Source organism: Rhizobium laguerreae, assembly GCF_002008165.1.
GTDB lineage: Bacteria > Pseudomonadota > Alphaproteobacteria > Rhizobiales > Rhizobiaceae > Rhizobium > Rhizobium laguerreae.
The window spans coordinates 1-14193 of record NZ_MRDM01000020.1 but is presented as its reverse complement, the minus strand read 5'-3'; the positions used below and the strand labels follow the sequence as shown (position 1 = coordinate 14193).

Genomic DNA, 14193 nt, shown 5'->3' with positions numbered 1-14193 from the left:
ATGACAAACTTCTCCGGTGAGGCTGAAGATGCAATCGGGGACTCGGTGGCGTATTTGTCGCGCAGCCACCGAGCATGTTTAGAGCGAGAATGCGCTCGTGATGCGATGCAAGATCTAATCGGTCGACCCCGTCAGCACAGGCTGTTTGTCGCAGAGCCGCCCGAAAGAAAAAGATCGTTGAGCTTGAACACGACTTCCGTTCTGTTCGTCGCTTTGACCTTTTTCATAATATTGCGGACATGCACCTTTACAGTGCTTTCTCGCAGGTTGAGCTCATAAGCGATAATTTTGTTTGCCTTTCCGCGTCGGAGCGCCTCCACGACTTCGACCTGACGATCCGTGAATATGCCGGAAAGCGGGCGTGCGGTCGAATTGCTCGAGTCCAGCAAGTGACGCATGGCGAACAGGGCGCTTGCAGGCACAAAAATTCCTCCTGCCACTGACAGCGCGATCAGCTCCATACAGACACTGACGCTGACCGAGGCGGGTATGAACCCTTTGGCTCCGTACTCAAGTGCCCTAACGATTTGACCGAAATCGTCGCTATCGGCCAATACGATGAGTGGCGTTGATGCGAATTCCGACGAAAGCTTCCGGATTTGCTCCGAAACCGTCGGTTCATCGATCTTTTTGCCGCCGACGTTCAAGAGGATTGCCGAAAGCGGAGGATATTCGTCGCGCTTCTGCTTCCACTCCTCAATTGACCCAAAAGCCAAAATCTGCAAATCCGCTTTTTGGGCAGCCATGCATTGCGCCAGGCATTGACGATCGAGCTCACGATTATCGAGAATGACAAGCGAATGCGTGTGTCTTCCCGGCGCGGCAGATGTGTTCGGATTATCTATCCTGAGGGGAAGAGCTACGTTCTCCTGCCTGAGGTCCAAATTCGGTATAAGTGCTGAATTCACAGCTTACCCTCCCCTAACACGTTACGCTCAACTAAGACCCGAGTACCAACCCCTCTCAATACGGGGGTTTAGGAAACTCTAAAGTAGGAATCGAATACCACAATTCGCCGAGCGTTACAGTAGCTAATATAGGCTAAGTACTACACAGATTCCATAAATGGATAAGATGTTGAAGATAAGCCTGAGTATAGACCTAGGTCTTACTGGAGAGCTTGCGGGATAGTCTCTGTTGTTGCGTCGCCGTTTGGCGATGAACCCCTAAATGCATGGAAACCATCGCTGTCTCCGACGTAAGCAGCCGACGAGTGCGGGGGGTAACCCCACCACCAATGATGGTCAGGGGCATAAACCGGGGCGTAAGTCGTCTTAAGTAGATACGCCTTTCGGCGGATAAGCTTAAACGTTTTGTTTCTTTACTCAGATGAAGAAAACAATTCTCTTTGGAATGGAGAGAAGTATTTCTCATGTTGGTGTGAAGCCTTGGACGCAATCGAACGACTATTTGTTTGACTGAAAATCGGGCCTGTTAGGAGTAGGGAGTTTGCAGGGATGATTGCATCAAACGTCAAGCTGGGTGAAGGCAGCGTCATCCACCATCGAGATCTTGTGAATCTCTACGGCTGCACGATCGGAGCAGGAACCCGCATCGGCACCTTCGTCGAGATTCAGAAGAACGTCATCGTCGGAGAAGACTGTAAGATCTCCAGCCATTCCTTCCTCTGTGAGGGCGTGACCCTGGAAGATGGCGTGTTCATAGGCCACGGGGTCATGTTTACGAACGACACCTACCCGCGCGCCGTCAATCGGGATGGCAGCCTGCAGACGGAGGCCGACTGGATTCTCATCCCCACGCTTGTCAAGCGCCTCGCATCGATCGGCAGCAACGCCACAATTCTGCCCGGCGTGACGATCGGAGAGGCTGCCCAGGTCGGAGCGGGAGCGGTTGTAACAAAGGATGTGCCGGATGGCGCCATCGTCGCGGGCGTTCCAGCCAGGGTTATCGGCCGTGTCAATGACGGGCCAGTCGACATGCACGCGTTGGAGGGAATGTGATGATCGGCATCGCTGTTGTTGGGTATGGATATTGGGGGCCGAACCTGGTTCGCAACATCTCGGAGGCAGCCGGAGCGCACCTCGTTTCTGTCTGTGATCTCAATGTTGACCGGTTGGCGGCTGTCAAAAGCCGCTACCCCGCCGTGACGATCACCGATGATTTCGAGGAAGTGCTGCGTGATCCAAGAGTGGATGCCATCGCTATCGCGACCCCGGTCTTCACCCATTTCAAGCTTGCAATGCAGGCTATGATGGCCGGAAAGCATGTCTTCGTCGAAAAGCCGATGGCATCGACGACGGAGGAAGCTTCGCGGATGGTCGAAGAGGCCACACGTCGACGCCTCGTGCTGGCGGTGGATCACACCTTCGTCCATACCGGCGCCGTTCGCAAGATGCGTGAACTGGTCGAGAACGGCTTGGGGGACATGTATTATTATGACTCGGTTCGGGTCAATCTGGGGCTCTTTCAGCATGATGTCAGCGTCATCTGGGACCTCGCGGTCCATGATCTCTCCATCCTGGACCATGTCGTGCAGGAAAGGCCGGTGGCTGTTTCAGCGACAGGCATGAGCCATGTACTCGGCGAGCCGGAAAACATCGCCTACCTGACGCTCTTCTTCGAAAGCAAGCTCATCGCACACATCCACGTCAATTGGCTGGCGCCGGTCAAGGTGCGCCGCACGCTGATCGGTGGCAGCAACAAGATGATCGTTTACGACGATCTGGAGCCCAGCGAAAAAATCAAGGTCTACGACAAGGGCATCACGTTGAACCCCAATTCTCAGGCTTACGGTGAGAAGGTGCATCAGATGATGGTCGGCTACCGCAGCGGCGACATGTGGGCGCCCAAGCTCGATATGACCGAAGCACTGAAACGCGAACTGGATCAGTTCGTCGAGTGCATCGAGCAGAATTCGCGGCCCATTACGGACGGCCATGCCGGCCTGCGCGTCGTTCGGATTCTGGAGGCAGCAAGCCGGTCGTTGGCCCAGCGCGGTCGCATCATCGAGCTCGAAGAGGCAAGGCGCATCGCATGATCCCGTTCCTGGACATTAAGGCACAATATCAATCAATCAAGGGTGAGATCGACGCCGCCGTGCTCGGCGTCCTCGCCTCGGGGCAGTACGTATTGGGCGACGAGGTCGCGCATTTCGAGCAGGAATTCGCAGATTATTGCAACGTCAAGCATGCGATAGCCGTCAACACCGGAACGAGTGCCTTGCATCTTGCCCTGCTTGCGGCGGGCGTTGGTCCCGGCGATGAGGTCATTACCGTGCCATTCACGTTCGTCGCAACCGTGTCGGCTATCTGCTACACGGGCGCACGGCCCGTGTTCGTCGATGTTGAGCCCGTGACACTCACGATGGATCCGGCGGAAGTCGAGGCAAAGATTACTCCCCGGACCAAGGCCATTGTTCCCGTCCATCTCTACGGTCAAATGGCCGATATGGACGCGATCAAGGCAATTGCCGAGCGCCACGGGATACCCGTCATCGAAGACGCCTGCCAGGCCCATGGCGCGCAATACAAAGGCCACCGCGCCGGCAGTATCGGCCTATCCGGCTGCTTCAGCTTCTATCCGGGCAAAAACCTCGGCGCCTGCGGCGAGGGGGGTATGGTCGTTACCAATGACGATGATCAGGCCAAGACGATGCGCATGCTGCGAGACTGGGGTCAGGAGCAGCGCTATCACCATCTGCTGAAGGGCTTTAACTATCGCATGGACGCCATTCAAGGCGCGATCCTGCGTGTCAAGCTCCGGCACCTTGAAGCCTGGACCGAGGCGCGTCGCACGCATGCGCGCCGCTACTCTTCGCTGCTTGCCGGGTCGACGGTTTTGACGACCCCTGTCGAAGCATCCGACCGGCGTCACGTCTATCATGTCTATGCCATAAGAAGCCGTGATCGCGATGGGCTTCAACGGCTGCTCAGCGCGGAAGGCATTCCGTCCGGGCTCCATTATCCCATCCCTGTTCATCTGCAGAAAGCCCATGCCGACCTTGGTTACCAGGCCGGGGATTTCCCACTCTCGGAAGCCGCGGCACGGGAGGTCCTCTCGCTGCCGATCTATCCAGAGATGCCTGTACGTCACGTTGACCTGGTGGTCGCCGCGCTGGAGTACGCCTATGTCAGTTAACCGCGCCGGCGAGGCTCGACTGGTGCAGGCGGTCCATGGTCGCCATGAAAGGCCGGCAGATCCTGGCTACCAAACTGGGTTGGTCGAAGAACTCAGACAATCATACGGGCGCGCTGGCCTGATAGACCTCTATGGTCGTTTCGCCACAGGCGACGGGGTCGTCGACACTCTGATGCGGAAAGCCATTTGGCAAGCGATCGCGCGGAGCTGCGGCACGGGACTGCAGGTTGCGGGCGGCGCCGGTTTCAAACATCCGGAAACGTTTGAAATCGGCAATGGCGTGTTCATCGGCGCTCAGGCCTATATCCAGGGCCGCTTCGACGGCACTTGCGTGATCGGCGACAATGTCTGGATCGGCCCGATGGCTTATTTCGACGCACGCGACCTGGTTATCGAGGATTGTGTCGGCTGGGGCCCTGGCGCCAAGGTGCTTGGCTCGACCCACACAGCACAGCCGGTGGATGTGCCGATCATTCGCACCGATCTCGAAATCAAGCCGGTCCGCATCGGCGCATGGGCCGATATTGGAACGAACGCAACGATTCTTCCCGGCGTGAGCATCGGAAAAGGGGCGATCGTCGGAGCGGGTGCAGTCGTTGTCTCCGATGTCGAACCGTTTTCAGTCGTGGCGGGTGTGCCGGCGAAGTTCATACGCTGGCGCACGGAAGCCGATCCTGTGCTGGATTTATCGCATGGAGGAAGATCGTGAGAAATCAACGGGTACTCATTACCGGCGGAGCCGGCCTGATCGGGTCGCATATCGCCGATCTCGTCGCATTGGAGAAGCCGCGGGAGATTATCATCCTCGACAACTTCGTGCGCGGACGCCGGGACAATCTCAGCACGGCAATAGGTGGCGGGTCCGTCAACATCATTGAAGGAGATATCCGTGACAGAGCCTTGTTGGCGAGAACCTTCGAGGGCGTGGACATCGTCTTTCACCAGGCGGCCATCCGCATCACGCAATGCGCGGAAGACCCACGCCTTGCTTTCGATGTGCTGGCCGAAGGCACGTTCAATGTTCTCGAAGCTGCCGTAAAGGCAGGCGTGTCGAAAGTCGTCGCTGCCTCTTCTGCCTCTGTGCTGGGTTTGGCCGAAAGCTTTCCGACCACCGAAGCGCATCATCCCTATAATAACAGGACGATCTACGGGGCGGCCAAGACGTTTAACGAGGGGCTGCTTCGCAGCTTTGCGGAGATGTACGGTCTGCGCTATGTGGCGCTGCGCTATTTCAACGTATACGGGCCGCGAATGGACGTTTACGGCGCCTATACCGAAGTGCTGATCCGCTGGATGGAGCGTCTGGCGACCGGGATGCCACCCCTCATCTATGGAGACGGCAGCCAGACGATGGACTTCGTCGATGCACGTGACATCGCCCGGGCAAACCTGCTGGCTGCGAAGAGCGATGTCACGGATGAAGTGTTCAATGTCGCGAGCGGCAGGGAGATAAGCCTCCGGGAACTCGCGCAGATGCTGAGCGATATCATGGGGGTCTCACTCGAACCGCAGCACAAAGAAGCCCGCGCGGTAAACGGCGTAACCCGTCGTCTTGCCGATATCAGCAAGGCCGAGAAACTCCTGGGCTTCAAAGCGGAAATATCGATGGAACAAGGGCTTCGCGACCTTGTCGCCTGGTGGAAGATGAAGACCGATGCGGCAGGAGGCCAAGCTGCATGAGCCCGTCGCTACCTGTAGTTCCAGTTGCCAAGCCCGTTCTCGGAGAGGAGGAGGCGGAGGCTGTCCGCCGCGTTATTCTATCAGGATGGGTGACGCAGGGGCCGGAAGTTGCCGCTTTCGAGAGTGAATTCGCTGCCTTTGTCGGCGCTGCACATGCCTGCGCCGTTTCAAACTGCACGACCGCACTGCATCTCGCCTTGATGGCGGTAGGTATCGGTGCCGGTGATGAAGTCATTACGGTCAGTCATTCGTTCATCGCAACCGCGAACGCCATCAGATACTGCGATGGCGTGCCTGTCTTTATCGACATCGAGGCGGACGGTTACAACATCGACCCTAGCCTGATCGAAAGGGCAATCACGTCCCGGACCAAGGCAATCCTGTGCGTTCATCAGCTCGGCATGCCTTGCGATATTCGCCCTGTCGTTGAGATCGGGAAGCGCCTCTCGATACCGGTCATCGAGGATGCGGCGTGCGCAACGGGAAGCGAAATCCTTTGGGATGGAAATTGGGAAAAAATTGGCAGGTCGCATGGCGACATTGCCTGCTTCTCCTTCCACCCCCGTAAGGTCGTCACGACCGGTGATGGTGGCATGTTGACTACGGCCAATCCCGAGTATGACCGAAAATTTCGCCTCTGGCGCCAGCATGGCATGAGCGTCACCGACGCCGTCCGTCACGGCTCGAGGCAGGTGATCTTTGAAGACTATGATGAACTAGGCTACAACTACCGCATGACTGACCTTCAGGCGGCGGTCGGACGGGTGCAACTGCGGCGGCTGCCGGAGCTGATTGCGCAGCGCCGGCGGCTTGCCGAGCAGTATATAGAGCGCCTGTCCACGATCCCTGGGCTAACGCTGCCAATCGAGCCCGGCTGGGCTCGCAGCAACTGGCAGAGCTTTTGTGTGAGATTGCCTGATGCTGTCGACCAAAGGGCGGTCATGCAAGCGCTGCTCGATCAGGGGATATCCACCCGGCGCGGTGTGATGAACATCCATCTGGAGGGGGCCTATTCGGGCCAAAGTTCCCATCGTGCTGCCACAAGTCTGAAGCGAAGCGTGGCAGCGCAGCGGCAAACAATAATCCTGCCGCTTTATGCTCAGATGGCGGATCTCGACATCGTCAGGGTTGTCGAAGCACTTCGAAGCTCATTGGCTGAGGCGGCCAGCATACCCGCCGCCGTACAGCACGATCGGGACATCGCGCTTGTATGATTTCCTGATTGCGTGATGCAATCCTCGTTGTGCCGCAGGGCCTAATGCGCATCGCCTCGATGCGCATTTTTTATTAGGCAAATTTCGCGATCCATCCTCTGATCACTGCGGGCATCATCTCGGGCGGAAGAAGCTGGATCAGCATGCGCAGCGAGTAGATCCCCGTCAGAGCTACGGCCAAGGCGCCGATGCCTATCGCCGGCCATAACGGCAAGACCCAAAATGCCGAAAATACCAACACCGATGCAGGCAGGAAAAGCAGCACGTGCCTGCGGTTGGCTGCGGACCCGCGGAAGCCGGTAAGCCGCCGCACGATCACGTAAATGAGGATGCTATGCCAGACGTAGAGGCCGAAAAACGCCATGCCGGCTCCTGGCGTACCGAACTTCGATACGAAGTGCCATGCCAGCCCTACATGCACGAGCGTAGCCGCCGCCTCCGTCCAGAAGAAGATGGCTTGGGCACGCTTCGCCAAGATGATGAAACCCATCGGCCAGGCGATGATCCTGAGCATCATGCCAAGGCAGATCCAGCGCAAGAGATCCACCGCCCCATGAAACTCCGAAGAATAGAACAGGCTCATCATGAGCGGCGCCAGCGTCAACGTGGCGAGCAGACCAGGGCCGGCAAGAAGGATGCTGATTTCCATCTGTTCATTGACGAGGCGGTTGCATTCGGCGTGATTGTCCGCAGTCGTGGTCAGGCGCGGATAGAAGTCCGTTCCCATCGCCTGCAAAATGAAGCCGGCATAGAGACCGCCCAACCCCCAGGCCGCCTGATACAATCCTGCGGCCATCACGCCCCCGTCCTTCAATACGATGATGCGGATCGCATAGGCCGCGCCGAAGGTCAGAAGTCCGCTCGCCATGAAGACGGCGCCGAATCTCAGCAGAGGTGCCCACTCTTGACCAAATTGGCGAGCCGACATTCGCGGCGAGTGTGCGCCTATCCGTCTGCTGTACCACCAGGTGGAGAGTGTTGTGACGGCCGCAATCGCTACGACCGACGGTGCGATCGCCTGCGCGCCGAACAGGTAAATCAGCGGGACAGTGCTCACTGTGCTGAAAAAACCTACGAGCACATTGATGCGGGCAAGATTTGCAATGCCACGTAAGCCCTGGATCAACGCCGTCTGCCCGGACGACACTATCCGGAAAAATACAGCGAGCGAGAGCAGCGCGATGCCACCGGCGTGCTGGTAGTCGCCGAAGGTGAAATTCGAGACCGGAAATGCCAGCGCTGCAAGAAGGAGCGCGCCAAGCAGGCCGAGTATTATCGATATGCGTCTTAGCGCTTTCGCCGACTGTGCGATCCTCGCTTCGTCGCCGGTACCGGCGGCCTCGGCGATCTGGCGCACCCCGCTGCCGCCCAGTCCCAGACCAGCGGCCGTTTGCGCGATATCGACGATTGACTGGTAGAGGCCCATGAGCCCCACGCCTTCTGGCCCAAGCAGAACGGCCAGGGCCTTGTTACGAATGACGCTTAGAGCGACGTTCACGAGCGAGGAACCGCCCATCAGCATCGTCGACTTGAGGATCTGGGTATAAGTCTGCCCACTGGCTGGGATCATGCGCAAAGTCATCAATTGTCCTTGGCCGCTATGCTGTGGGGCGGGATCTCCGGCGCAATGTCGCCGACATGTTGCCCAACGCCGCTTCGGAGATACGCGGCACAGGCATTGCTGTTGAGGCAGGAAGCGAATTCAAGACCTGGTCGGGTTTATGGCAGCTCGTATCAAGAGCAATTTCTCTCGCGCAGGTAGTCGGAGCGCCTTGGCGCTGGTCAATCGTCCGCTGCGAGTTCGTTTGCAATACATGCTTTTCGCGGGTCACTGGCTTGCCTGACTGGCGCGTGTTTCAGTTTCACGCGGCAGGTCGGCGGGCGCGGCCTGAGACACGCGATCCGCAATGGGGGGTCGAACGACCCTCACAACATCACCCGGGATCAGTGCCGTTGTCTCGGAGGCCTGGAACTGCCTGATTTGGCCTTCGCTTCGCCGGCTCACCGTAAACGTCAGCGGGAGCGCCTCGTCGGTGATATTCGAGCTTCCCCCTGTCGCGAGGTCATCGAGAAGCAGTTTTTGCGTCATCTCGCGCTTCAATTTGAGCTGGTCGAGACTTGCCTGTTCCGACTGCAATTCGGAAGCGACTTCGCTTCGCCGCGTATCATAAAGCCCCTCAAGATTTCGCGTTGTCTCACTGATCGCCTGACGGCCCCGCATGATGGCGGTGACAAGGTCGAGCCGATCGGAGCGGTAGGTGGTGAGCAACCGTTCCAGATCCAATTGACGCGACGAAACGGTGAGGCCTTTCGAAACCAGTGTTTTGACGCTGGTCAGCTGGTCCTCGATCGATTTGATATTGTCCTCCGAGCCCTGCACCTTCTCGCCCAGCATGCCGACTTCACTATTCAAAAGATCACGCAATTCCGTGAGCGCCTTCGACTGCCTGTCCAGCGCATTTGCGCGAGCCTGAAAAATGACCCGTTCCTCGTTGTATATTCCCGCGGCGTATTGCTGATTGACGCCGAGCGTCTGATCGAAAATTATCTCCTTTGCCCCTGTCATCTCTGCTTGGAGCCGTGCTAATTTGGCAGTGCTGCGCAGCAGGGAGTGGTCGATTTCCCGCAGCTCGCCCGCGAGTTTGATCGTCTGCGATTGCTGCAGACTTGTGGCGCGGAACGGGCCGCCGCTCATTGCCAGGGATTGCAGGACGGTAAGTCCTGAGCGGAATTTGTACTGCCCAGGCGTGGTTACGTCTCCGACGACATAGATTGGCGGGTATTCGAGAATTTCGATCGTGACTGCGGGTGGCTGAACCAATCCGATTTTTTCTTGCAGACGCTTGGCAATCTCGTTCGTGAGGCTGGTGTTATCGCGATTGCCGACGGAAACGGATCCAAGAAAGGGCAAAAAGACAGCGCCTTCATCCGAGACGGTATATTCACCGCCAAGCGCATCCCATCTTTCATATTGGCCTTTGGACTGCATCCATTGGACAATCGTCAGACGGATTTTCGTCTGCGGAGCAAAAGCAGTGTCATCGGCGAGAGCCGGCGGCACAGCTCCGGCAAGAAAGACGAGTGTACTGATGACAAGCGTCGCCGGAAAGAACACGTTAAGAACGCGATACGATAGCTTCATTTACATGTCCAGCCTGCAAAAGCGTCCTTAAACGGACACCGGTTCAATGCCTTAGGCGCTACGCGAGCATCGGGCGCCAGGTCCGAAGCCGCAATGCCAGTGTGCAATCTGGCGAAGCCTTGAGGAAGGTGGCGGTTGTTTGCATCGCCCTATCATTATTGATGAGGTGGGGGAGGGGGCTTAGCCTAAACCGAGTAGGAACATATACCTTCGGCGCGGTACAGAGGCATCGGCCCGAGAAACCACGAGGTCATGCGCGCAGGAAGAGGCGCGCTAAAGCATGTCGCGCAAAAGTGTGCAACGGTTTTGCGCTAACGACATGCGTAAAAAGCGCGACGCGCTTTAGCCGCAAGGACAGCGATCCCTCGCCGCAGAGCCGTCGTGTTTGGATCGTTGATTTTGCAAGTCGATGATATTGACCGGCGTCGTCGCCTTATAAGTCGGCGCAAAGAAAAAGGCCTCCAAACGAACACCTTGCGTGTCTCGCCCATCACGTCGTCCATGCCAACACTGCGGTTTGCCCAAAGGATGCCGCCTGTAGAGCAAAAGGCGTAGGACCTACTCGCTTATTTTTGGGCTATCATTCAGGGCTTCGTAGCAAACGATCCCCGTAGATTCGATCCCGACAATCTCGCGAGAGAAGGCCACGCCATGTATCGCAACGCTCGCCGGTGGACATCACGCTCACTCCTGCTGGATTCGTTGGTTCCCCGATGGTTGACCGTCGGCGGAAAGGGAAGGCCTCGCAAGCCTGCCGATAAGCGCGAGGATAGTGCTCAACTTGCGACATCCGTGCAAACGGCGGATGGAAACAAGCATGATGGTACGCTTGTCGACAATCCCCACAACAACGCGGCGCTCAATGAGCATGATGTTGGACAGAGTGCGGGCGTGATCGGCGACGCGGACAGTGGGGTGGATATCAGCCACCCAGCGCCGTCCTTGCCTGCCCTGCCTGACGCTTTCGCAGCAAATCGCGAGACCGGGGTTCAAAGCGGGAACACTGCCGCGTCTCGGTTGTTCGCCCACACGCCTGGTTTTGCAGGTTTCGAGCGGGATGCGCACGGCGTTGCATTCGGGGCGCAATCGTCCCTTTATCGCAGCTACGCTGGAATGAGCCTCATAGGCGACGATCCTTTGGCTCCGTATTTGCCGCAAAGCCCTGCACCGAGAGTTTCGGGAGAAGGATCTGCCGCGGTGACGGGCGAGCGTGCTCACTCGGGCAATGTCGTCATTCTCGAATCGAGCCCGTCAGCGCAGGCGACTGCGCATCAGGCTGGCGCGGATTCACTGGCGTTTGGCATGCCCTTTGGTGTGTGCGGATGCGGCTACTTTACCTCCCCCACGCGGATTCTCGATTGGGCCCACGGCGGCGCCGTGCTTCAACAGGACGGTCAATTGCCGGGAACCAGGCTGACCGAGGGGCCGGACTTTGTATCGACGATCAAGCGGGCCATCGGCGCCTCGACCAGCGACCCGCTTCTCGATCGTAACCTGTCCCCTCTCTCGGGCTGGCGCGGGACCGCAACGTGGACGGCGGATTCGACGATCTTGAACGGATCGTTGCCAGGAGGCGGAGAAATCGGAACGGGCACCGCCACCAAGGGTATCGGCACTCTTTCCGGCTCGGTGACGACGCCACCTTCTACGCAGCGATCGTTGACGACGCAAAATCTGGCGGCCGCGGCTGCGGCCAACAACCTGATCGTGCTGGAAAACCAGAAGCAGGGTAACCCGGAGAGCGAGTGGGGCATCGACGGCGCCGGCAGCTCCAACATCGAAGGGTTTGCGACCGACATCAGCGTCGACAACGGCAAGACCATCAGCTTCAAGATCAATACCAATTCCACCAACTACCGGATCGATATCTACCGGCTCGGCTATTATGGCGGCATGGGCGCCCGCAAGGTCGACACCATTCAGCATACCGGATTGCAGACTCAGCCAAATCCGTTGCGCAACGCCTCGACCGGCACGGTGGATGCCGGCAACTGGGCTGTGTCGGCCTCATGGACCGCACCGGAGGACGCCGTATCGGGCGTCTATATCGCCAAGCTCGTGCGTCAGGATGGCACCTCCGGCCAAAATCATATCCCGTTCATCGTGCGCGACGACGACAGCCAAAGCGACATCGTCTTCCAGACGGCAGACCAGACCTGGCAAGCTTATAACGGTTGGGGTGGGGCAAACCTCTATGGCGGCAACGGCCCGGCGACGGGGCAGGGTGCGGGTCGCGCCTATGCGGTCAGCTACAACAGACCGATCGCGACCCGTGGCGGGGTTGGCACTTTTGCCGGTCCGCAGGATTATCTGTTCGGCGCCGAATATGCGGGCATCTATTGGCTGGAACAGAACGGCTATGACGTCTCCTACCTGTCGGGTGTCGACGCCGACCGCTATGGCAGCCTGTTGCTCAATCACAAGACCTATATTGATGCCGGGCACGACGAATACTGGTCTGGACAGCAGAGGACGAACGTCGAAGCCGCGCGCGATGCGGGCGTCAACCTGATGTTCTGGAGCGGTAACGAGGTCTATTGGCGCACCCGTTGGGGCAATGCCTATAGCGCCGACGGTACGCCTTATCGCACGCTGATCTCCTACAAGGAGACATTTTCGCCCACCGCGAGCATCGACCCTTCCAACGAATGGACAGGCACATTCCGTGATCCGCGCCTCAGCCCACCCGCCGTCGGCGGCGGAAACCCGGAAAACTCACTGACCGGACAGTTGTTCAAGGTCGACGATGTCGGCAGCAATCTCCAGGCGATCACTATTCCCTATGACGACGCCAACCTGCGCTTCTGGCGCAATACCAGCGTTGCCAATCTTCAGCCTGGCCAGACGGCAACGCTCACCAAGAACTATCTTGGTTACGAATGGGACGAAGCGGTCGATAACGGCTTCGATCCAGCCGGTCTTGTCAAGCTATCGTCGACGACGCTTCCGGTCAGCACCTACTTGCTCGACTACGGAAACACGACCGGCAATGCGACCTCGACCCACAATCTGACGCTCTATCGTGCGCCGAGCGGTGCATTGGTGTTCGGCGCCGGTACCGTCTACTGGACATGGGGCTTGAGCGACAATCACGATAATCAGGCGACCCCCACTGATCCCCGCGTGCAGCAGGCAATGGTCAATCTGCTTGCCGACATGGGCATTCAGCCGGGAACACTACAATCCGGACTCGTTGCCGCAACCGGTTCCACGGACAATCTTGCACCGACCTCCATCATCACCGTACCCGCGACGGCGGCCGTTGGATCCACCGTGACGATTACAGGCACCGCTGCCGACACGGGCGGCGGAGTCGTCGCCGGTGTCGAGGTTTCCACCGACAACGGGGCGAGCTGGCATCCGGCGACGGGTGATGAGAATTGGACTTATTCCTGGTCGCCGCAGGTCGCCGGTAGCTACACCATCCGCTCCCGCGCCGTTGACGATAATATCAACCTCGAAACGCCCTCGTCCGGGCGCACGGTCACCGTGAGCGGACCGAGTTACACATCTCTCTTCGGTTCGGCAACGCCAGCGGTCGTCAACACCGACGATACCTCGGCTGTTGAACTCGGGGTCAAATTCCAGACCTCTGCGGCTGGCACCATCACCGGCATTCGTTTCTACAAGGGCAGTCAGGATACGGGCACGCATACCGGTTCATTATGGTCGAGCACCGGTACACGGCTTGCGACCCTCACCTTCACCAACGAGACCGCCAGCGGCTGGCAGACCGCCTATTTCACCAGCCCGGTGGCATTGACGGCCGGACAAACCTACACTGCGTCTTACCACACGAATACCGGTCACTATTCGACAACCGCCGACTATTTCATCTCCAATGTGACGAGCGGGCCGCTAACGGCGCCGGCCACCGGCAACGGCGTGTACACTTATGGCAGCGCCAGCCTGTACCCCACAAGCACCTTCCGGTCGACGAACTACTGGGTCGATGTGATGTTCAATCCGTCGACCTCCAACACGACGCCGACGGCAGTTGCCGATGCGGGGAATGCGACCGAGAAGGGTGGCGTGGCCAATGGTTCGGGCGGTGTGGTT

10 protein-coding genes are annotated in these 14193 nt (G+C 58.4%); 7 read left to right on the top strand and 3 right to left on the bottom strand.

Features of this window, described 5'->3' with window-relative positions; genetic code table 11:
- Nucleotides 1–131: 131 nt before the first annotated feature.
- Nucleotides 132–908 carry a response regulator transcription factor gene (locus BS630_RS25945; protein ID WP_025398418.1) on the bottom strand — a complete coding sequence of 259 codons (777 nt, stop codon included), beginning with the start codon at nt 906–908 and terminating at the stop codon, nt 132–134.
- A gap of 549 nt (nt 909–1457) precedes the next feature.
- On the opposite strand from BS630_RS25945, the gene BS630_RS25940 reads away from it, so the two are divergent.
- The 6 genes from BS630_RS25940 to BS630_RS25915 are packed head-to-tail and all read left to right on the top strand — an operon-like array spanning nt 1458 to nt 6992.
- Nucleotides 1458–1961 (top strand): acyltransferase, encoded by a 504-nt coding sequence (locus tag BS630_RS25940; RefSeq protein WP_025398417.1) that lies wholly within the window; start codon nt 1458–1460, stop codon nt 1959–1961.
- Entirely contained in the window at nt 1961–2998 is a 1038-nt protein-coding gene (locus BS630_RS25935) for a Gfo/Idh/MocA family protein (protein WP_017957535.1), read from the top strand. Before BS630_RS25940 ends, BS630_RS25935 begins: the two co-directional genes overlap by 1 nt.
- Nucleotides 2995–4098, top strand: a complete 1104-nt coding sequence (locus BS630_RS25930; protein ID WP_077979675.1) for a DegT/DnrJ/EryC1/StrS family aminotransferase — start codon at nt 2995–2997, stop codon at nt 4096–4098. Before BS630_RS25935 ends, BS630_RS25930 begins: the two co-directional genes overlap by 4 nt.
- On the top strand, nt 4088–4807 hold the full coding sequence (locus BS630_RS25925) for an acyltransferase (RefSeq protein WP_077979674.1): 720 nt from the start codon (nt 4088–4090) through the stop codon (nt 4805–4807). Before BS630_RS25930 ends, BS630_RS25925 begins: the two co-directional genes overlap by 11 nt.
- A complete protein-coding gene (locus BS630_RS25920) occupies nt 4804–5778 on the top strand; it encodes an NAD-dependent epimerase/dehydratase family protein (protein ID WP_077979673.1) in 975 nt (324 codons plus the stop codon). The genes BS630_RS25925 and BS630_RS25920 overlap by 4 nt, the downstream gene beginning before the upstream one ends.
- Nucleotides 5775–6992 carry a DegT/DnrJ/EryC1/StrS family aminotransferase gene (locus BS630_RS25915; RefSeq protein ID WP_077979672.1) on the top strand — a complete coding sequence of 406 codons (1218 nt, stop codon included), beginning with the start codon at nt 5775–5777 and terminating at the stop codon, nt 6990–6992. The genes BS630_RS25920 and BS630_RS25915 overlap by 4 nt, the downstream gene beginning before the upstream one ends.
- A gap of 73 nt (nt 6993–7065) precedes the next feature.
- Here BS630_RS25915 and BS630_RS25910 read toward each other — a convergent pair whose 3' ends face one another.
- Together BS630_RS25910 and BS630_RS25900 are read right to left on the bottom strand one after the other, a co-directional pair.
- On the bottom strand, nt 7066–8574 hold the full coding sequence (locus BS630_RS25910) for an O-antigen translocase (RefSeq protein WP_077979671.1): 1509 nt from the start codon (nt 8572–8574) through the stop codon (nt 7066–7068).
- A gap of 246 nt (nt 8575–8820) precedes the next feature.
- The gene (locus tag BS630_RS25900; RefSeq protein ID WP_077979670.1) at nt 8821–10134 is read right to left on the bottom strand and encodes a polysaccharide biosynthesis/export family protein; all 1314 of its coding nucleotides are present in this window, start codon (nt 10132–10134) and stop codon (nt 8821–8823) included.
- Between the two features lie 651 nt (nt 10135–10785).
- Here BS630_RS25900 and BS630_RS25895 point away from each other — a divergent pair.
- On the top strand, nt 10786–14193 hold a 3408-nt coding region (locus BS630_RS25895; RefSeq protein WP_077979853.1), incomplete at its 3' end, for a DUF4082 domain-containing protein.